Raw genomic sequence first — 19,639 nt, 5'->3', positions numbered from 1 at the left:
GAACTGATTATGTATATCATTATGGGGGTGTTTACAACCATTGTGAACATCGCCAGCTTTTATATATTGGTAGAGATCATAAATATGGATTATAAAGCAGCTACTGTCGCGGCTTGGATTTTGTCCGTGCTGTTTGCTTACATCACGAATAAATTATATGTGTTTCAGCAAAAAACACATGACCTGCAGAGCCTGCTGAAAGAGCTCACTGCTTTTTTCAGCGTTCGGGTCCTGTCTCTCGGCATAGATTTGGGCATGATGATCATTCTTGTCGGGCAGTTCAATACAAATGAAACATTGGCCAAAATACTCGACAACGCGGTCATTGTTGTCGTCAACTATGCTGCAAGCAAATGGCTCGTCTTTAAAAAGACAAAAGAAGAAGGGGCATGACAGGGGACAGCAGAATTGATCTATCGTTTTCGCTGGAGAAAAAGGGGAAATAAAAAATGAAAAACCACGAAAGGTGATTGCACATGCGGGAAGAGCTAAAGGGGATATTTGCAAGTGTATTCGGAGAAAAAGAGGGATTACGGTTTTTTTTCGCACCAGGAAGAGTGAATCTGATTGGAGAACATACAGACTATAACGGCGGACACGTGTTTCCGTGCGCGCTCACAATGGGTACATATGCTGCTGTTGCATTAAGAAACGACGGACTTGTCAGGATGTATTCAGACAACTTTAAAGATAAAGGCATCAAAGAATGCAGCCTTGACGACATTCGTTATCAAAAAGAAGACGACTGGGCGAACTATCCGAAAGGCGTCATTTATGAATTTCAGCAAAGGGGCTGCTCAATTCCCCATGGCTTTGACATTGTATTTTTAGGGAATATTCCAAACGGGGCTGGGCTCTCGTCCTCCGCGTCTATTGAACTGCTGATGGGAGTTGTGCTCCAAAGCTATTTTCACCCTGAAATGGATGCGCTTGAGCTTGTCAAAATGGCACAGCATGCGGAAAACGATTTTATCGGCGTTAATTGCGGGATTATGGATCAATTCGCAATCGGAATGGGGAAAAAACATCATGCGATGCTGCTGAACTGTGACACGCTCGATTATGAATATAGCAAACTCGATGTCTCGGGCCTCGCGCTGGTTATCGCGAATACGAACAAAAAACGGACATTGGCTGATTCAAGTTATAATGCGAGACGCCAAGAATGCCATGATGCATTGCTTGATCTGCAAAAAGCACTCGATATTGTTTCGCTGGGAGACATCAAGCCCTCTGATTTCGACGCCCATTCCAGCCTGATCCAAAATGAAACGAACAGGCGCAGGGCAAAGCACGCCGTATACGAAAATCACCGTGCTATCAAAACGGCCCGCATGTTCAAAGAAAACAATGTAGATGAAATCGGGCGGTTAATGAAGGAATCCCACCTTTCACTGAAGGATGATTATGAAGTGACATGCCCTGAACTTGATGAGCTTGTGTTTGCGGCATGGGACCATGAAGGTGTGATCGGATCCAGAATGACCGGAGCGGGCTTCGGAGGCTGCACGATCAGCATTGTAAAAGATGCGTTTGTTGATGATTTTATCCAAAAGGTTGGAGACAGATATCAACAAAAGACAGGGCTCAAAGCGGATTTTTATGCCGCAGATATCGGAGAGGGAGCGAGAGAGCTAAAGGGGGAGTAACACATGAGTATTGTTGAACATCTGGAACAGCTGCTGGAGTATGGCTTGGAACGAAAGCTGATTTCGATCTGGGATCGGGAATATACGAGAAACCGTCTTTATGAAGCATTGGACATCAAACATCCAGAGCCGGTCTCCCGCACATCCGTCAAGCAGGCACAAAGCCTGCCGGACTTGCTTGCCCCTATTTACAAATGGGCTGCTGAAACCGGCCGCATGGAAGCGGATACAGACACATACCGTGACCTGCTCAGCGCAAAGCTCATGGGATGTTTCGTACCTGCTCCGTCTGAGGTGATTCGCAAATTTGAAGAGACAAAAGCAATATACGGCCCAAAACAGGCGACAAAGGAATTCTATCAATATGCAGAGGATGTCTATTATATCCGCTCTGACAGGATCGCCAAAAATGTTCATTGGACGGTTCCGACCGAATATGGCGAGCTGGAAATGACGATTAATCTATCAAAGCCTGAAAAGGACCCGAAAGCGATTGCGGCTGCAAAAGAGCAGGCGGAGACAAATTACCCAATGTGTTTGCTGTGTAAAGAAAATGTCGGGTTTGAGGGAAGCGTGAATCATCCAGCCCGCCAAAATCACAGAATCATTCCGGTCATTCTTAAAGACGAAGAATGGTATCTGCAGTTCTCGCCATATGTCTATTATCCAGAGCACTGCATCGTCTTAAAGGGTGAGCATGAACCGATGGAGATCAGCAGAAAAACATTTGAAAGGCTGCTGTCATTTCTCGGGCAATACCCACATTATTTTATCGGCTCAAACGCCGATTTGCCGATCGTCGGCGGCAGCATCCTAAGCCATGATCATTTTCAAGGCGGGGCGCACGATTTTCCGATGGCGCGGGCAGAGGCTGAAGACGTTTACGAATTAAATGATCATCCCGGCGTGTCGCTGGGTTTAGTGAAGTGGCCCATGTCCGTGCTCAGGCTCCAAGGATGCAAGCCGGAGGACGTCGCCGAAGCTGCTGATCATATATACCGCACGTGGCAAACGTATTCTGATAAAAAAGCAGGCATAGCGGCGTATACAGGTGATACGCCTCATAATACAGTCACGCCTATTGCGCGGCGCAGGGGAGACTTGTATGAACTCGATATTGTGCTGAGAAACAATCGAACGGATGAGGAGCATCCATTAGGAATATTTCATCCTCATCAGGAAGTCCACCATATAAAAAAAGAAAATATCGGCCTGATAGAGGTCATGGGACTTGCAATATTGCCGGGGCGTTTACAGGAAGAAATGAAAGAAACCGCCGCTGCGCTATGTTCTGTTGATCCGAAAACAGCTTTAGAAATAAATCCGCTCACAGCAAAACATAAGGAGTGGGCTCTTCGGATGATGGAAAAAAGAACGATAACAAAAGAGAACGCAGATCTCGTCATAAAGGAAGAGCTTGGCCATGTATTCGCGCGCATTCTTGAACACGCCGGGGTATTTAAGCAGACACTTGAAGGCAAACAGGCTTTCAGGAGGTTTATCGATCATTTAGGCGTCAAACCAGTCAAAAACCTCAACCGCTAGGGTTGAGGCTTTTTTGATCTTATAGTAAAACAAACGCCCAAAGCGCATACGCTTCGGGCTCTGTCATTCTTATCCTCTTTTTCTGGTTAACAGGCTTACTAAAAATACAACAATCGCTGCCCCGATCACCGCTGGAATAATGGCAAATCCCCCAAGGTGCGGCCCCCATGTTCCCAGCAGCCCGTGACCGATCCATGCACCAATAAGACCTGCGATCATAGACCCAATAATTCCGCCGGGCATATCGCCTTTAACAAACAGGCTTCCAAGCCATCCAATAATAATAGCGACGATAAGTGAAATAATGAAACTCATTATGCAACACATCCTATTTTATATTTATTTGCTTATATCTTTCCTCATTTTTGTATAAGATAAACAATTGAATGCTCTCCTGAAAAATAGGAGCAGTTCAGAGCACATTGCCGCTTTATTAAGCCTTTTTTAAAAAAAATAGTTGCGTTAAAATGGTAACCGTGTGAAAAGATGCTAGACAAGGAAAAAATAATTCCTCTCTAGAAAGTTTAACAAAATGAAATTTTTGATTGACCTAAGTTTTTTATTGTGGTAAACCTTTATTTGTCAGAACTAGTTCTTCACTATCTTTCTTTACTTATATGCGGAAATATCTAGAAACTTTTCATCTTAAGCGATAGATGTGAATAAAGTTGGAGCAATTTTTGTCGATTTTATGACATTTTAGCGAAAAAGGGATGAAGTTTAGAAAAAAATAAAGCTAATATGTGAACTTTTTGATAGCATAACAAAGTAGAGAAAAGATTTTGAGGAAGTATGCACTTCAGATTTATTACATCAATAGGAAGGATGGTGATCTTCTTGTTCAGAGCATTAAAACCGTTGCTTGTATTAGCGCTGTTAACTGTGGTTTTCGTCCTAGGGGGATGCAGCAATGCTTCAGTACTAGATCCGAAAGGACCTGTAGCTGAACAGCAAAGTGATTTAATCCTGTTATCTATCGGATTTATGCTGTTTATCGTCGGGGTCGTCTTTGTTCTATTTACCATTATTTTAGTAAAATACCGCGACCGTAAAGGCAAAGATAATGGATCTTATAACCCAGAAATTCACGGTAACACGTTTTTAGAAGTAGTCTGGACAGTGATCCCAATTTTAATCGTCATCGCACTTTCTGTGCCAACCGTACAGACGATATATTCATTAGAAAAAGCTCCTGAAGCAACAAAGGACAAAGAGCCGCTTGTTGTTTATGCTACTTCGGTAGACTGGAAATGGGTATTCAGCTACCCTGAGCAAGATATTGAAACGGTCAACTACTTAAACATTCCTGTCGACCGCCCGATCTTGTTCAAAATCTCATCTGCAGATTCAATGGCTTCGCTATGGATTCCTCAGCTTGGAGGACAAAAATACGCGATGGCAGGAATGCTGATGGATCAATACTTACAGGCTGATAAAGTGGGAACTTACGAAGGACGCAACGCGAACTTCACAGGTGAACATTTTGCAGACCAAGAGTTTGATGTGAATGCAGTCACATCAAAAGACTTTAACAGCTGGGTGAAAAAGACTCAGAAAGAGTCTCCTAAGCTGACAAAAGAGAAGTATGATGAATTGATGCTTCCTGAAAATGTGGACGAATTAACGTTCTCTTCTACTCACTTAAAATACGTTGATCACGGACAAGACGCTGAGTATGCGATGGAGGCGCGCAAACGCCTTGGCTATCAAGCCGTTTCTCCGCACTCTAAAACAGATCCGTTTGAAAACGTAAAGAAAAATGAATTTAAGAAGTCTGATGATACAGAAGAATGATATTGATCAGGAAAGGAGGAAGCCCGCATGAAAATGAAATGGGACGAATTTTTCGTAACTGGTGACCCATTAATTCTGGGCGCACAAGTTTCCATTGCGCTTTCAACCATTGCCATCATTGTAGTACTGACTTACTTCAAGAAGTGGAAATGGCTCTGGTCTGAATGGATAACTACCGTTGACCATAAAAAACTCGGAATCATGTATATTATATCTGCTGTAATTATGTTATTCCGCGGCGGTGTCGACGGTCTGATGATGCGTGCCCAGCTAGCGCTTCCGAATAACAGTTTTTTAGACTCAAATCACTATAATGAAATTTTTACAACTCACGGTACGATCATGATCATCTTCATGGCGATGCCGTTCTTAATCGGTCTTATCAACGTTGTTGTACCTCTTCAAATCGGTGCACGTGACGTTGCGTTCCCTTACTTGAACAACCTGAGCTTCTGGACGTTCTTCGTAGGGGCGATGCTTTTCAATATTTCTTTCGTTATCGGAGGTTCTCCGAACGCAGGCTGGACGAGTTACATGCCGCTTGCAAGTAACGACATGAGCCCTGGGCCGGGTGAGAACTACTACCTCCTCGGACTTCAGATAGCCGGTATCGGTACCCTGATGACAGGGATCAACTTTATGGTAACAATTTTAAAAATGAGAACAAAAGGCATGACATTAATGCGTATGCCGATGTTCACATGGACAACACTGATCACAATGGTTATTATCGTGTTTGCGTTCCCTGTACTTACAGTGGCTTTAGCACTTTTATCATTTGATCGTTTGTTTGGCGCTCACTTTTTCACACTGGAAGCAGGCGGTATGCCGATGCTTTGGGCGAACTTGTTCTGGATTTGGGGACATCCTGAAGTATATATCGTTATTCTTCCGGCGTTCGGTATTTTCTCAGAGATCATCTCAAGCTTTGCAAGAAAACAATTGTTTGGTTACAAAGCGATGGTTGGTTCTATTATCGCCATCTCCGTATTGAGTTTCTTAGTTTGGACTCACCACTTCTTCACAATGGGGAACAGTGCGTCCGTTAACTCATTCTTCTCAATTACGACAATGGCAATTTCAATCCCGACCGGGGTTAAAATCTTTAACTGGCTCTTTACAATGTATAAAGGCCGAATCAGCTTTACAACGCCAATGCTGTGGGCGCTTGCGTTCATTCCTAACTTCGTTATCGGCGGGGTTACAGGGGTTATGCTTGCGATGGCAGCAGCGGATTATCAATACCATAATACGTACTTCCTTGTATCTCACTTCCACTATGTGCTGATCGCGGGTACTGTATTTGCTTGTTTCGCCGGATTTATTTTCTGGTATCCAAAAATGTTCGGCCACAAGCTGAACGAAAAAATTGGAAAATGGTTCTTCTGGATCTTTATGATCGGTTTCAATGTTTGTTTCTTCCCTCAATATTTCTTGGGGCTGCAAGGCATGCCTCGCCGTATTTACACATACGGACCGAATGACGGCTGGACAACATTGAACTTTATCTCAACTGTCGGAGCTTTCATGATGGGTGTAGGATTCTTAATCCTTTGCTATAACATCTACTACAGCTTCCGTTACTCTACTCGTGAAATCAGCGGAGATTCATGGGGTGTGGGACGCACGCTTGATTGGGCGACTTCTTCTGCGATTCCGCCGCATTACAACTTTGCGGTGCTTCCTGAAGTCAAATCTCAAGATGCATTCCTGCATATGAAAGAAGAAAAAACTGAATTATACCCTGAAAGCAAATTCAAGAAAATCCATATGCCAAGCAACTCAGGCAGACCGTTCTTTATGTCTGTTGCCTTCGGTTTCGCCGGCTTTGGACTTGTCTTTGAATGGTACTGGATGGGCGTAGTCGGATTGATCGGAGTCCTGCTCTGTATGGTTCTGCGTTCATTCGAATACGACAACGGCTATTACGTTAGTGTTGATGAAATAAAAGAGACGGAAAGAAAGATTTCCGAATAAGGAGGCGTGAGTTATGGAACATGCAGAACACGGCAATTCTAACGCGCCTATGGAATATCAATCTGAAACCGGCAGACTTAATATTCTCGGGTTTTGGATCTTTTTAGGGGCAGAAATTGTGTTGTTCTCAACACTATTTGCAACCTTCTTCGTTCTTAAAAACAGAACAGCTGGAGGTGTCTTGCCAGACGAACTATTTGAAGTCAATCTGGTAATGATTATGACGTTCTTGCTGCTTATCAGCAGCTTTACCTGCGGGATCGCTGTTCATGAAATGCGCCGCGGAAGTTTAAAAGGCGTAGTCATTTGGACAATTATCACTCTTCTTCTCGGTGCCGGCTTCGTCGGATGCGAGATCAACGAGTTTGCTCACTATGTGCATGAAGGAGCGGCCCTCAGCACGAGTGCGTTCTGGTCTGGATTCTTTGTTTTACTTGGAACTCACGGAACTCACGTAACAATCGGTATTTTCTGGATTACAGGAATTCTGATCCAGTTGAAGAAACGCGGCTTAACTCCGCAAACTTCATCTAAAATCTTTATCTCAAGCTTATACTGGCACTTCTTAGATGTTGTATGGATTTTCATCTTTACAGGTGTCTATCTCATGGGATTGGGGGGTCTGTAAAATGGCAAACAAATCTGCTGAACACAGTCACTTTCCATGGAAGCACGTTGTAGGTTTTGCACTGTCTATCGTTTTGACCCTGCTGGCTCTATGGGTTGCAGTGTATACTGAATTGAGCCCATCAGCAAAACTTTGGATTATCTTTGGCTTCGCCTTCATTCAGGCGGCGCTTCAGCTTCTCATGTTCATGCACATGAGAGAGAGCGAAAACGGCACGATCCAAGTCGGAAACACGCTGTTCGGATTCTTCGGTGCGATCGTTATCGTACTTGGATCCGTCTGGATTTTCGCGGCTCACTATAATCATGGTGACCATATGGACGGAAATCCTCCTGGAGGCGCTGAACACTCAGAGCACTCAGGCCACAACGAATAATACAAAAAACCCTCTTCATTTGAAGAGGGTTTTTTGCTGTCTTCAGCTGCTTCTCTTTTTGCGAAGATGCGGAAGGCCATAAATGATAAACGCGGCGATATGAGCGACAATAACGTTAACGGCAAACAAGATAATCATGAGAGTGTGTCCTAGTGGAGAAAGGCTTTCTGTTGCGTAAAAGAAGAAGAATACCCACATTAAGATGATTGGCGGAATAGCTGAGAGTGCGACTTTTTTGTTATCAAGCCAAATAAAGAGAGGCGTTGCGCTGGCAACCAATAAATAAGCAAAAAACATGTCCATCATACCCGTCTCCTTTCATTTTATGATAACGTTTACAAAAATGAAATAGAGGAACTGAGTTGTGTCTGTTTTGTGTTTGTTTTTTGAACATTCTGTTACAATTATTATACCATGTTTTCCAGAAATTGATACACGTTTTTGCGGAAATGGTCTGGACCTAACGCCTTATTTTTAAAGATTCTTTTGATAGGAGAATGTGTATACACGGAAGCTTTACTGTTTTTTCTTATTTTTTATCCCGTTACCGTTTATAATGGGTTTTTTCTTATTTGAAAAGTTTTGTGTCAATCGAAACATTTCGGTTTATGATACGTCATATTTCGTGTAGCTGAAAAAGTGCTGCTAATGCGCAAAAAACATAAAAGGAAACGAGCTTCACGTGTCATCTTGATCGAGGTTCATGTATAATAAACATTAGTGATTTTCCGATGAAAATGTAAGGCGGGATAGAATGGGTCGATATAATAAGCAGCAAAGCCCCTTTTACCAGGGGGATTTGATTTTTATATTTGGTGTGTTTTTTATTATAAGTGTAGTATCAATTTATGCTGCTGGTCAATTTGGACAGTATGGGAGCAAAGATTGGATACAGCAACTTGTGTTTTATCTTTTGGGCGCTATTACCATCACAGTGCTTTTGTACTTTGATTTAGAACAGCTTGAAAAATTAAGTTTGTATATTTTTATCCTCGGTATTTTATCTTTGATTATCCTGAAAATCAGTCCTGAGTCTATTGCACCTGTCATTAAAGGAGCAAAAAGTTGGTTTAGGTTTGGGCCTATAACCATACAGCCGTCAGAGTTCATGAAGGTTGGTTTAATCATGATGCTAGCATCAGTCATCGGAAAAGCCAATCCTAAAGGCGTACGGACGCTTAGAGATGATATTTACCTTTTATTAAAGATTGCGGGTGTCGCAGCTGTTCCTGTTGGTCTTATCCTGATGCAAGACGCTGGGACCGCGGGAATATGTATGTTTATCGTGCTTGTAATGGTTTTTATGTCAGGAATTAATTGGAAATTGATCGCAATCATTGCAGGCTCAGGTATCTTACTCATATCATTAATTTTATTAATCATGATAAACTTTCCTGACGCTGCTAAATCGGTAGGAATACAAGATTATCAAATTAAGAGGGTTACTTCTTGGGTTTCTAATTCAAATGAACCACAGAATGACGATAGCGGGTGGCAAGTTGATCAAGCTATTATGGCTATAGGATCTGGTGGCATTTTAGGAAATGGCATTTCTCATTTAAAGGTTTATGTTCCAGAAAGTACGACTGACTTCATCTTTTCTATAATAGGTGAATCCTTTGGATTTATAGGCTGTGCCTTTGTCGTCATCATGTTCTTCTTCTTAATTTACAGGCTTGTCGTTCTGATTGACAAAATACATCCGTTTAACCGGTTCGCTTCTTTCTTTTGCGTGGGCTACACAGCGTTAATCGTGATTCACACATTCCAGAATATCGGAATGAACATCGGCATTATGCCTGTTACCGGGATTCCGCTGCTGTTTGTGAGTTACGGGGGAAGCTCGACACTTTCCACGCTGATCGGCTTTGGCATTGTGTATAATGCGAGTGTGCAGCTGACGAAATACAGAAGTTATCTCTTTAATTCTTAATACGCAGACAGCCTTTACAGAGGCTGTCTTTTTTGTGTGCAGAGCATTTCGCTTTTGAGTTTTGTTTTTTTCGGATATGATAAAAGAGATAAGGAGGTTTTTGTGATGAATAACACAATTGAAACCATTTTAAATCATCGGTCGATCCGGTCTTTTACTGATCAGCTTTTGACCGCTGATGAAATTGATATATTAGTGAAAAGTGCGCAGGCTGCGTCAACATCCAGCTACGTGCAGGCATATTCGATTATCGGGGTTTCCGATCCTGAGAAAAAACGTGAGCTGTCTGTGCTTGCCGGAAATCAGCCTTACGTTGAGAACAACGGACACTTTTTTGTGTTTTGTGCGGACTTGCACCGCCATCAAAAATTAGCTGAGGAAAAAGGCGTAAACATTTCTGAGCTGGTTGAAAATACGGAAATGTTTATGGTCGGCCTGATTGATGCGGCGCTGGCAGCGCAAAATATGAGCATTGCGGCTGAATCTATGGGGCTTGGCATTTGCTATATCGGCGGCATTCGGAACGAGCTGGACAAGGTGACAGAGGTACTGCAAACGCCTGACCATGTGCTTCCGCTTTTCGGTCTGGCAGTAGGACATCCAGCGAACCTATCCGGTAAAAAACCGAGATTGCCAAAACAGGCTGTCTATCATGAGAATACGTATAATGGGAACGCAGACGATTTCCGTGAAACGATGAATGCGTATGACCAAACCATTTCTGATTATTATAGAGAAAGAACAAACGGAAAGCGGGAAGAAACGTGGTCAGAACAAATTCTAAACTTTATGAAGCAAAAGCCGCGTACGTATTTAAATGACTATGTGAAAGAAAAAGGCTTTAATAAAAACTAAAGAAAACCTCTCCTTTTAGGAGAGGTTTTTATGTTTCACGTGTAACATATTCCGACAAATAGAGACAGGCTGTCACAAATAAATGGCGAATGATCGGGAGAAACTGAAAGCAGTGTGAGCGGCTTTGGAGAAAAAATAAGGGATCAGTGATACGATGAGGAGGAGGTGGTAGGGATGATTTCATTAAGTATATTAGATCAATCTCCTGTATCAGAGGGCAGCAGTGCAGAAACGGCCTTACAGCAAACCGTTGCACTTGCGCAAACTGCTGAGGAGCTAGGATATAAGAGATTTTGGGTGTCTGAGCATCACTTTTCAAAGCGGCTGGCAGGGTCAAGCCCAGAAGTGCTGATCAGTCATATCGCGGCGAAAACGAAGCGAATTCGTGTTGGATCAGGGGGAGTCATGCTGCCGCATTACAGTGCTTATAAAGTAGCTGAAAATTTCCGTGTGCTGGAGGGGCTGACACCAGGAAGAATTGATCTGGGGCTTGGCAGAGCACCAGGGGGAATGCCGATTGCGTCATGGGCGCTGAATGACGGCGGAAAGCGCAATGCCGATCAGTATCCGAAGCAAATCAAGGAGTTGACCATGTATTTGCATGATTTGGCGGATGACAAACACCGTTTTCCGAATCTGAGCGCAGCGCCGCATATTTCAACCGCGCCGGATGTGTGGCTGCTCGGATCATCTGGAGAAAGCGCGCTGCTTGCCGCTGATTCAGGCGCTGGCTATATGTTCGCCCACTTTATCAATGGAGAGGGCGGAGAGGATACGGTCAGACAGTATAAGAGACGATTCAAACCGTCTGTGTTAGGAGACAAGCCTCGCGCGGCAGTCGCTGTTTTTGTTCTTTGCGCCGACACGGAGGAGAAGGCAGAGGAGCTGGCTGCCGTGCTTGATTTTACGCTATTGGCAGGAGAGCAGGGCATACCTTTAGAAGGCGTTCCTTCGTTCGAAGCTGTTCGGGACAATACATACTCCCCATATGAACAGAGACGAATTGCTGATAATCGAAATCGAATGATTGTCGGCACGAAAGAACAGGTTAAGGATCAGCTGTTAGCTTTGAGTAAGGCGTATGGAACAGAAGAAATCATGGCGGTGACCATTACGCATCATTTTGAAGATAAGCTCCAATCTTACCGCTTGCTGCAGGAGGCATTTGCGAATTAACACAAAAATCCCTGCCGATTCGGCAGGGATTTTTCTTATTCAACGGTAAAAGGCTCTTCAGTCAGCAACTGGCTTGATTTTCCTTTGTTCGCGGCATAGGCGAGCAAGTAATATTCACCGGGCTGAAGCTTGGTTCCGCCATTGATCGTGCCGTCCCAGTCAAAGTACCGATAGCCCTTATCTTGATTCTTATAAATGCCGGCTTGGCCTGCAAAATCAAGATTGCTGTCATAGATGAGGAATGCCAGCTCTTCCGCTCCCGCAGGAAGGTAGGTTTCAATTTGATAGGTGCCTTGTACAGATCCTTCGCTGACGGAGAGGGATGTGACTCTCGGATAGTCCGGCTCTTTGACGATCAGCAATGTAGGTACCTTGGCGACGACTTTTCCGCCTTCTCTGACGATAACCGTTCCTTCATAGGTACCGGCTTTTGTTTTCTTTGTATTGACCTTTACTTTTGCAGTGGCTTTTCCGGTTTGATGTGCCGGTATCACAACACGGCTTGTGCCGGATGTGGAGATGCCGCTGCCGTTATATGTGTATTCAAGTGTGTATGACTTTCTAATGGAAGATTGGTTTTCAATCGTAAACGTTTCTTTTTTCGTATTGTTTCCGTTTTCCTTCAAGAATGTGCCGTAGGAATAGCTTCCAGGCGAGACGAGGGAGTCAGCTTTGATTGCGTTCATGATTCTTGCGCTGCCTGCACCTTGGGCGTTATGCGGGTACACTTCTCCATCGCTATCCTTTAAGGCGACAGCGGTATTCATGATGGCGGCTTTGATCTGTTCAACGCTCCATTTTGGTTTGGCTTGTTTAATAACGGCAACCGCTCCGGCAATATGAGGAGATGCCATGCTCGTACCTTGTTTTGATCCGTAGCCATATGGGTTTTGAGGATCGTGTGTCGGAATCGTGCTGACGATATTGACGCCTGGCGCGGAAATATCAGGCTTGATCATCCACGTATCCATAACAGGTCCGCGGGATGAGAAATCAGCCACTTGCTCACCGAGCGCTTTTGAGACTGTTAAACCGAATGTTGTTTTTGTCTCGCCGGCTTTTATGGAGCTGATGAGTTTTTCGCCGTCTTCTAATGAAAGCTTAATCGTTGGCACAGACATGCCAGGCACATTGGCTTCAATTTCCCCAGAGAGGTTGTTATACACAACCATGCCGATGGCGCCGGCTTTTTTAGCATTCTCGGCTTTATCCACAAACGCAATGCTGCCCCGTTTGACAACGGCGACTTTGCCTGTCAGATTTTTTCCTTCAAAGTCCTTTGCTTCGCCAAGTCCGGCTTCAACAAGCTCAACATCCTTGTTATTGAGCGCTTTGACATCGTCCTCTTTGTTATACCCCATTACTTTTGCGGAAGAGTAAGAGCTGAAAGTGACGGCGTATTCGTTGAGCGGCAGCTGAGTCGCACCGACAGAAATCGCTTCTCTTGATGTGCCTGGCGATCCGACTGTCCAGCCGTTCGGGCCGCTGTTGCCGTTTGACGTTACCGCGACAACGCCTTCTGACATGGCCCAGTCAAGCGCTGTGCTCGTCGCCCAGTCCGGGTTGTTTAAAGAGTTTCCGAGAGACAGGTTCATCACATCTGCACCGTCCTGTACAGCGCGTTCCACGCCGGCAATGACGTTTTCCGTTGTGCCGCTTCCGCCGGGGCCCAGTACGCGGTAAGCAAGAAGCGTGGCATCTGGCGCTACGCCTTTAATCGTTCCATTTGCAGCAACCGTTCCGGCTACGTGTGTGCCGTGGTCAGTTGCTGCACCTCTCGGATCGCCAGTTGGGGTTTCTTTCGGGTCATAATCATTGTCTACAAAATCGTATCCTTTATATTGTCCAAAGTTTTTCTTTAAGTCCGGGTGATGATATTCAACGCCAGTATCAATAATCGCCACCTTGACGCCTTTTCCTGTGTAGCCTAAATCCCATGCGTCGTTTGCTCCGATATACGGCGCGCTATCATCCATTTGCGGAGATACGGCGTCTTCAGAAATGGTGACATCTTTATCCTTTACATTGTCTGTTTTATAGGTGACGTTCGGGTATACAGCTTTTACGTCTTTTACCGCAAGAAGTTTTGGAATCTCATTAGCTGGGAGCTTCATAGAAAAGCCTGAGAACACCTGCTCATATTCCCGGTTCACTTTTCCGTTTTTCACCGCTTTGACGGCTTTGTTTTTTACTTTAGTGCGAGCGGTTTTCAGCTTGCTTTTCGTTTGGCTTTCTCCCGCTTCCTTCGCCTCTGCCAAGGATTTTTCTTTTAATTCCACAATAACGGTTGTTTTTTTGCTTGTTGTCATGTCGATATCACCGAATACCTCGGCTTTTTCCAGGCCAGCCGACGATTTTGAAGAAGCCGGAGCTGCTTGTACACCTGTTATACCTGTGGATAACGCAAAAAATAAAACAAAACTTAGAAGCAGAAAGCGAATGATTCCATGTTTCAATGTGTTTCCCCCTTTTGTTTAGAAAAAATATGAAAGATCTAGTATATATTTCTTGAAAATTCAAAAAAATCCTTGTGTCAATTGGATCATTTATGGGATTTTGTTTGTGTATAAGGAAGGAGTTATACACAGAACCCTGTGCATAAGTGAATAAATCTGTGTATATATATAGGTGGGAATATATGTTCCTATACAAAATATAGATAGAGATTGTGGACATGTGGATATCTATTGTGATTAAGCTGTTCTTATCTTTGGGATAACTTGTGTATAAATTTTTTAAAGCGGTTCTCCAATTTTCATTTCATTTCTTTCAGCTTTCAACAAAACTTCTAAAAACTAGTTCGTTTTTTCACTCATATTGTGACAAAGAATTCTCTTTCCACGGTCTATCATAGAGTCATGAGTTTTGCTAGAGCCGCTAGTTTGCGAGAAAAGAAATCGGCCGTCTTTTCCCGCAGGCTCGGCTGAGAAAACGGGCTGCTAAAAAGGCTGCCTGCCAAAAAGAAGCGGAGGGATGTTTTTCTATGAAACGTTTGCTTGTAACTTTACGGGTGTGGATGGTCTTTTTGATGAATTGGGTGACGCCTGACAGAAAAACTGCGGCTGCTGCGATTTATACAGCTCAGCGTACATATCAAAGAAAAGCGGCGGGGCAGGCCGCGGGGCTTGTTTCGTTTTATGAATGGCGGATGGCTGTGAATGAGGAAGAAAAGCAGAAAGCGAAAGCCGCCGCGCTTTATAAAAGAAGGTGTCTGCAAGCCTTCAAGGAATCGCCAAAGCAGGAGAGAGCTGGCCCGCATCTTTACATGGCGGTCAAAAGGAGGTAAAATCCCAGTCAAAAGCAAATTGGCGGGAGAGATAGCCTCTTGAAAATCTATAAAGTACTAAACAACAATGCGGCTTTAATAAAAGAGGATGATCAGGAAAAAATCGTAATGGGTCCGGGAATCGCTTTTCAAAAAAAGAAAAATGATCTCATCCCTATAAATAAAGTGGAAAAGATCTTTGTCGTGCACGGCGAGAATGAAAAGTTCAAACAGATTCTGCAAATGCTGCCGGAGGAGCATATTGAAATAGCTGAAGATATCATCAGCTATGCGGAAGGGGAGCTCGCGGCGCCGCTGAGCGACCACATTCATATCGCGCTTTCTGACCATTTGTCCTTTGCGATCGAAAGGATTCAAAATGGGCTGCTTGTCCAGAATAAATTGCTGCACGAGATAAAGGCGCTCTATAAAAAAGAATTTGAGATCGGCTTGTGGGCGATCGAACACGTAAAAGAGACATTGGGCGTGTCTCTGCCTGAAGATGAAGCGGGTTATATTGCCCTTCATGTCCATACGGCGAAGATGGATGCGGAGAGCATGTATTCAGCGCTGAAGCATACGACCATGATCAAAGAAATGATAGAAAAGATAGAACAATACTTTAATCGAAAGGTGGATGAAAACAGCATTTCCTATCAACGCCTTGTCACGCATTTGCGATACGCGGTCAGCCGGTTGGAATCAAATGAAGCGCTCCATCATATGGACGAGGAGATGCTTTATTTCATCCAAAAAAAGTATTCATTTGCCTATCAATGTGCGCTGGAGCTGGCGGAGTTTTTGAAAAATGAATATCAATTACATTTGCCGGAGTCCGAGGCCGGCTATATCACGCTGCATGTCCAGCGTCTTCAAGATCTCTCGGAATAACCGCTTTGACTTGCAGGGAGTGATCTCTGGAAGTTTTTTTATTGATCGGGATACAACCAGCCCATCATTATGATTCCGGCGGTCAGATTTCCGAGCGTAACGGGAATTAAGTTTCTGACGGCTCCCATTTACGAATTTTTGTCTGCGTGTTTTATCAAACTTATTAACTAAAAAACCGTTGACGAAAGCGCTGTCATGATTTATGATGAAAGCGTATTCTTAAATCTAAATAAGCGGGATTGTGACTGGTAAAGCAGGCAAGACCTAAAATTTGTGTAAACGAGTAGGATCGCTGTGTCCTTTATTCGTTGGCGAATTTTAGGTCTTTTTTGTTTAAATAAAAGGGGGAAAAACAGATGGATTACAAAGAGACTGCAAAACGACTTATTGAGCTTCTCGGGGGGAAAGAAAACATTATCAGCGCGGCTCATTGTGCAACAAGACTGCGTTTAGTCATAAAAAATGAATCAAAGATAGATCAAGAGCAAGTAGAAGAGCTTGATGGCGTCAAAGGCGCTTTCAGCAGCTCTGGCCAGTATCAGATCATTTTCGGAACAGGCCTTGTGAATAAGGTGTACGACGCTTTTTCAAAGGAAGCCGACATTGAGCGTGAAGATCACGTCAATCACCAGGATGCGGCAAAAGAAAAAATGAATCCCGCGGCGAGATTTGCGAAAACGCTTTCTAATATTTTTGTTCCCATCATTCCGGCGATTGTGGCCAGCGGCCTGTTAATGGGATTACTCGGTATGGTCAATGCGTTTCATTGGATGAGCAAGGATTCTGCGCTGCTGCAGCTGCTTGATATGTTCTCAAGTGCGGCATTTATTTTCTTGCCGATTCTCATCGGAGTAAGCGCTTCAAAAGAATTTGGCAGCAACCCTTATTTGGGAGCGGTCATCGGGGGAATCATGATTCATCCGAATCTTTTGAATCCATGGGGGTTGGCGGAAGCGACACCTGATTATATGCATCTTTTCGGATTTGATATCGCACTTCTGGGCTACCAGGGAACTGTCATCCCAGTACTGCTGGCGGTTTATGTAATGAGCAAGGTAGAGAAATGGACAAGAAAAGTGGTTCCGCATGCGGTAGATTTGCTTGTTACACCTTTTGTCACAGTGATTGTCACCGGGTTTGTCGCTTTTATCGCGATTGGTCCTCTGGGCAGAGCACTTGGCTCCGGCATTACGGTTGCTTTAACCTATGTATATGACCATGCCGGTTTTGTTGCGGGTCTGATTTTCGGAGGCATGTATTCACTTATCGTGCTGACAGGCGTTCATCACAGCTTCCATGCAATTGAGGCGGGGCTTATTGCAGATATCGGCAAAAACTACTTGCTGCCGATCTGGTCAATGGCGAATGTTGCACAGGGCGGGGCCGGCCTTGCCGTCTTCTTTATGGCGAAAAAAGCAAAAACAAAAGAAATTGCGCTTCCGGCTGCATTTTCTGCTTTTCTTGGCATCACTGAGCCCGTCATATTCGGAGTCAATCTTCGCTACCGTAAGCCATTTATCGCCGCGATGATCGGAGGCGCGCTGGGCGGTGCATATGTCGTCTTTACACATGTGGCAGCAAACGCTTACGGATTAACGGGTATTCCGATGATCGCCATTGCCGCGCCATTTGGCATGGGCAACTTGATCAACTATCTGATTGGGATGGCCATTGCGGGAGTGTCAGCGTTCATTGCAGCGTTTATCATGAAAATTAATGAGGATGAGGGGAGAAAAAAATGACAGCACATGATCAGGAGCTTCGTCGCCGGGCTTATGAAGAAGTGGCGAAAAAAGAGTCTATCGCTAACAGCGATCCGCACCGTCAGCATTTTCACATTGTGCCGCCGGTTGGGCTGCTGAATGACCCAAATGGCGTGATGTATTGGAAGGGCAGCTATCATGTGTTTTTTCAGTGGCAGCCATTTCAGACGGGGCACGGCGCGAAATTTTGGGGGCATTATACGACACAGGATGTTGTGAATTGGAAGCGAGAAGACATTGCGCTCGCTCCGAGTGATTGGTTCGATAAAAACGGCTGCTACTCGGGCAGCGCTGTCACGAAAGACGATCGGCTCTATCTGTTTTATACAGGCAATGTCAGGGATCAGGATGGGAATCGGGAAACGTATCAATGCCTGGCAGTATCTGACGATGGACTGTCCTTTGAGAAAAAGGGTGTCGTCGCCCGCCTCCCGGAGGGATACACGCCGCATTTTCGTGATCCGAAGGTATGGGAGCATGAAGGCACATGGTATATGGTGATCGGTGCGCAAACGGAAAATTTGAAAGGGCAGGCCGTGCTGTTTGCTTCTGATAACCTGACAGAGTGGAGGTTCCTAGGTCCGATAACCGGCGCGGGCTTCAACGGGCTGGACGATTTCGGGTACATGTGGGAGTGCCCTGATTTATTTTCCCTTCAAGGATCAGATGTGCTGATTGTCTCGCCTCAAGGGCTTGAAGCAGATGATTTTCGCTATCAGAACGTGTATCAATCAGGTTATTTTGTCGGGCGTCTCGATTATAACAAGCCTGAACTGAAGCATGGTGACTTTACGGAGCTTGATCAAGGTTTTGATTTTTACGCGCCGCAAACACTTGAAGACGATAAGGGAAGGCGGATTTTGTTTGCATGGATGGCTGTGCCTGATCAAGATGAAGGAGCTCATCCGACGATTGACTATCACTGGATTCATTGTATGACGCTGCCAAGACAGCTGACGCTATCAGGCCGGAAGCTGATTCAGCAGCCGCTGCCCGAGCTGAAAGCCATGCGCAGGAATGAGAAGAACATACAAATCAGCATGCATGGATCATCTGGCTTACTTCCGATTGAGAAGCCTGAAAGAGCTGAGATACTGATTGAAGACATTCAGACGGAGTCTGGATTTTCAATCAGTATCCGAGGTACGGCTGTGTTTTCCTTTCATAAGGACGAAGGGATTATTAAGCTGGAGAGAACGAGCTTCGATGGAAAAAGAACAGAAGCGAGACATTGCCGAATGAATGATTTGCATACCGTGCATATGTTTATCGACGCGTCATCTTTAGAAGTTTTCGTCAATAACGGAGAAGAGGTCTTCAGCGCGAGATATTTTCCTTTCCCGGGAAATGATGAAGTAACAGTCAGCTCGACAGGAAAATCTGCGATGAGCGTCGGGATTTGGACACTTATGTAGAAAATCCTCCTATTTTCTTATGTGAAATCTGAGTCATCTGTGCTATTCTTCAACGATAACCTACTATTTTTTTCTGTAAAAGGAGTTGTTTTCTTGAATATACATGAACAGAAGATAACGCCGGAATGTTTGGAAGCTGCTGCGGACCAAGTTGAAGATAAGCGGGAAGAATATAAGGATGTGCTGCTTCAAGTGAAAGAAATGCTTGGCGGGACAGCGCCGCACAGTGAAACGGCGGAAATTCTTTCACGGGCATATGAGCAAATGAAGGAATATGCACTTTTTGTTCAGTCGATAGAAGCATTTTTGCGGAAATCTGCGAACAATTTAAAAATCAAATAAACAGGCTGCCAATGGAATCGGCAGTTTTTT

18 protein-coding genes and 1 pseudogene are annotated in these 19,639 nt (G+C 44.4%); 15 read left to right on the top strand and 4 right to left on the bottom strand.

What is annotated here, in order from left to right; all coding sequences use genetic code 11:
• Window positions 1-9: 9 nt before the first annotated feature.
• The 3 genes from V756_RS0101810 (at window position 10) to galT (ending at window position 3,194) form a co-directional block, all read left to right on the top strand.
• On the top strand, window positions 10-393 hold the full coding sequence (locus V756_RS0101810) for a GtrA family protein (protein ID WP_024713148.1): 384 nt from the start codon (window positions 10-12) through the stop codon (window positions 391-393).
• An 83-nt stretch (window positions 394-476) separates the two neighbouring features.
• The gene (locus V756_RS0101805; RefSeq protein ID WP_024713147.1) at window positions 477-1,649 is read left to right on the top strand and encodes a galactokinase; all 1,173 of its coding nucleotides are present in this window, start codon (window positions 477-479) and stop codon (window positions 1,647-1,649) included.
• A gap of 3 nt (window positions 1,650-1,652) precedes the next feature.
• The gene (galT, locus tag V756_RS0101800; protein ID WP_024713146.1) at window positions 1,653-3,194 is read left to right on the top strand and encodes a UDP-glucose--hexose-1-phosphate uridylyltransferase; all 1,542 of its coding nucleotides are present in this window, start codon (window positions 1,653-1,655) and stop codon (window positions 3,192-3,194) included.
• 69 nt (window positions 3,195-3,263) lie between these two features.
• On the opposite strand, the gene V756_RS0101795 is transcribed toward galT, so the two are convergent.
• Window positions 3,264-3,509, bottom strand: coding sequence for a GlsB/YeaQ/YmgE family stress response membrane protein (locus V756_RS0101795; protein WP_024713145.1), 246 nt, complete (start codon window positions 3,507-3,509; stop codon window positions 3,264-3,266).
• A gap of 513 nt (window positions 3,510-4,022) precedes the next feature.
• On the opposite strand from V756_RS0101795, the gene qoxA reads away from it, so the two are divergent.
• From qoxA to qoxD, 4 genes are read left to right on the top strand one after another with little or no spacing between them, the layout of a single operon-like run.
• Window positions 4,023-4,988: a cytochrome aa3 quinol oxidase subunit II gene (gene qoxA, locus V756_RS0101790; protein WP_081719752.1), complete on the top strand. Its 966-nt coding sequence runs from the start codon at window positions 4,023-4,025 to the stop codon at window positions 4,986-4,988.
• A 27-nt stretch (window positions 4,989-5,015) separates the two neighbouring features.
• A complete protein-coding gene (gene qoxB, locus V756_RS0101785) occupies window positions 5,016-6,965 on the top strand; it encodes a cytochrome aa3 quinol oxidase subunit I (protein WP_024713143.1) in 1,950 nt (649 codons plus the stop codon).
• A 13-nt stretch (window positions 6,966-6,978) separates the two neighbouring features.
• On the top strand, window positions 6,979-7,593 hold the full coding sequence (gene qoxC / locus V756_RS0101780; protein WP_024713142.1) for a cytochrome aa3 quinol oxidase subunit III: 615 nt from the start codon (window positions 6,979-6,981) through the stop codon (window positions 7,591-7,593).
• A 1-nt stretch (window position 7,594) separates the two neighbouring features.
• Entirely contained in the window at window positions 7,595-7,969 is a 375-nt protein-coding gene (gene qoxD, locus V756_RS0101775; RefSeq protein ID WP_024713141.1) for a cytochrome aa3 quinol oxidase subunit IV, read from the top strand.
• A gap of 42 nt (window positions 7,970-8,011) precedes the next feature.
• On the opposite strand, the gene ywcE is transcribed toward qoxD, so the two are convergent.
• Entirely contained in the window at window positions 8,012-8,275 is a 264-nt protein-coding gene (gene ywcE, locus V756_RS0101770; RefSeq protein ID WP_081719745.1) for a spore morphogenesis/germination protein YwcE, read from the bottom strand.
• Window positions 8,276-8,723: 448 nt separating this feature from the next.
• Between ywcE and rodA the strand changes: the two genes are divergently transcribed.
• From rodA to V756_RS0101755, 3 genes are all read left to right on the top strand, one after another.
• Window positions 8,724-9,902, top strand: a complete 1,179-nt coding sequence (gene rodA, locus V756_RS0101765; RefSeq protein WP_024713139.1) for a cell shape-determining peptidoglycan glycosyltransferase RodA — start codon at window positions 8,724-8,726, stop codon at window positions 9,900-9,902.
• 105 nt (window positions 9,903-10,007) lie between these two features.
• Window positions 10,008-10,757, top strand: coding sequence for an oxygen-insensitive NADPH nitroreductase (gene nfsA / locus V756_RS0101760; protein WP_024713138.1), 750 nt, complete (start codon window positions 10,008-10,010; stop codon window positions 10,755-10,757).
• 174 nt (window positions 10,758-10,931) lie between these two features.
• Complete coding sequence (locus tag V756_RS0101755; protein WP_024713137.1) at window positions 10,932-11,933, top strand: LLM class flavin-dependent oxidoreductase; 1,002 nt, start codon at window positions 10,932-10,934, stop codon at window positions 11,931-11,933.
• 35 nt (window positions 11,934-11,968) lie between these two features.
• Here V756_RS0101755 and vpr read toward each other — a convergent pair whose 3' ends face one another.
• Complete coding sequence (gene vpr, locus V756_RS0101750; protein ID WP_024713136.1) at window positions 11,969-14,389, bottom strand: serine protease Vpr; 2,421 nt, start codon at window positions 14,387-14,389, stop codon at window positions 11,969-11,971.
• Between the two features lie 527 nt (window positions 14,390-14,916).
• On the opposite strand from vpr, the gene V756_RS0101745 reads away from it, so the two are divergent.
• Together V756_RS0101745 and sacT are read left to right on the top strand one after the other, a co-directional pair.
• Window positions 14,917-15,219, top strand: coding sequence for a hypothetical protein (locus V756_RS0101745; protein ID WP_024713135.1), 303 nt, complete (start codon window positions 14,917-14,919; stop codon window positions 15,217-15,219).
• Between the two features lie 39 nt (window positions 15,220-15,258).
• Window positions 15,259-16,089 carry a sac operon transcriptional antiterminator SacT gene (gene sacT, locus V756_RS0101740; protein ID WP_024713134.1) on the top strand — a complete coding sequence of 277 codons (831 nt, stop codon included), beginning with the start codon at window positions 15,259-15,261 and terminating at the stop codon, window positions 16,087-16,089.
• A 38-nt stretch (window positions 16,090-16,127) separates the two neighbouring features.
• On the opposite strand, the pseudogene V756_RS1000000123180 reads toward sacT, so the two are convergent.
• A pseudogene (locus V756_RS1000000123180) lies at window positions 16,128-16,217 on the bottom strand (formate/nitrite transporter family protein); the annotation flags it as partial.
• A gap of 228 nt (window positions 16,218-16,445) precedes the next feature.
• Between V756_RS1000000123180 and scrA the strand changes: the two are divergent.
• The 3 genes from scrA (at window position 16,446) to V756_RS0101725 (ending at window position 19,609) form a co-directional block, all read left to right on the top strand.
• Window positions 16,446-17,831, top strand: coding sequence for a PTS system sucrose transporter subunit IIBC (gene scrA, locus V756_RS0101735; protein WP_024713133.1), 1,386 nt, complete (start codon window positions 16,446-16,448; stop codon window positions 17,829-17,831).
• A complete protein-coding gene (gene sacA / locus V756_RS0101730; RefSeq protein ID WP_024713132.1) occupies window positions 17,828-19,267 on the top strand; it encodes a sucrose-6-phosphate hydrolase in 1,440 nt (479 codons plus the stop codon). Before scrA ends, sacA begins: the two co-directional genes overlap by 4 nt.
• A gap of 93 nt (window positions 19,268-19,360) precedes the next feature.
• Window positions 19,361-19,609, top strand: a complete 249-nt coding sequence (locus V756_RS0101725) for a hypothetical protein (protein ID WP_024713131.1) — start codon at window positions 19,361-19,363, stop codon at window positions 19,607-19,609.
• Window positions 19,610-19,639 lie beyond the last annotated feature (30 nt).

The sequence above is a fragment of the Bacillus tequilensis KCTC 13622 genome (genome assembly GCF_000507145.1).
GTDB lineage: Bacteria > Bacillota > Bacilli > Bacillales > Bacillaceae > Bacillus > Bacillus tequilensis.
Note: the sequence above shows the minus strand (reverse complement) of the source record. Positions and strands in the feature narration are given on the sequence as shown.

Excerpts from the sequence above, each read along its gene's own strand:
- V756_RS0101810 (WP_024713148.1), top strand. The coding sequence starts at position 10 with ATGTATATCATTATGGGGGTGTTTACAACCATTGTGAACATCGCCAGC.
- V756_RS0101805 (WP_024713147.1), top strand. The coding sequence starts at position 477 with ATGCGGGAAGAGCTAAAGGGGATATTTGCAAGTGTATTCGGAGAAAAA.
- galT (WP_024713146.1), top strand. The coding sequence starts at position 1,653 with ATGAGTATTGTTGAACATCTGGAACAGCTGCTGGAGTATGGCTTGGAA.
- V756_RS0101795 (WP_024713145.1), bottom strand. The coding sequence starts at position 3,509 with ATGAGTTTCATTATTTCACTTATCGTCGCTATTATTATTGGATGGCTT.
- qoxB (WP_024713143.1), top strand. The coding sequence starts at position 5,016 with ATGAAAATGAAATGGGACGAATTTTTCGTAACTGGTGACCCATTAATT.
- qoxC (WP_024713142.1), top strand. The coding sequence starts at position 6,979 with ATGGAACATGCAGAACACGGCAATTCTAACGCGCCTATGGAATATCAA.
- qoxD (WP_024713141.1), top strand. The coding sequence starts at position 7,595 with ATGGCAAACAAATCTGCTGAACACAGTCACTTTCCATGGAAGCACGTT.
- ywcE (WP_081719745.1), bottom strand. The coding sequence starts at position 8,275 with ATGATGGACATGTTTTTTGCTTATTTATTGGTTGCCAGCGCAACGCCT.
- rodA (WP_024713139.1), top strand. The coding sequence starts at position 8,724 with ATGGGTCGATATAATAAGCAGCAAAGCCCCTTTTACCAGGGGGATTTG.
- nfsA (WP_024713138.1), top strand. The coding sequence starts at position 10,008 with ATGAATAACACAATTGAAACCATTTTAAATCATCGGTCGATCCGGTCT.
- V756_RS0101755 (WP_024713137.1), top strand. The coding sequence starts at position 10,932 with ATGATTTCATTAAGTATATTAGATCAATCTCCTGTATCAGAGGGCAGC.
- V756_RS0101745 (WP_024713135.1), top strand. The coding sequence starts at position 14,917 with ATGAAACGTTTGCTTGTAACTTTACGGGTGTGGATGGTCTTTTTGATG.
- scrA (WP_024713133.1), top strand. The coding sequence starts at position 16,446 with ATGGATTACAAAGAGACTGCAAAACGACTTATTGAGCTTCTCGGGGGG.
- sacA (WP_024713132.1), top strand. The coding sequence starts at position 17,828 with ATGACAGCACATGATCAGGAGCTTCGTCGCCGGGCTTATGAAGAAGTG.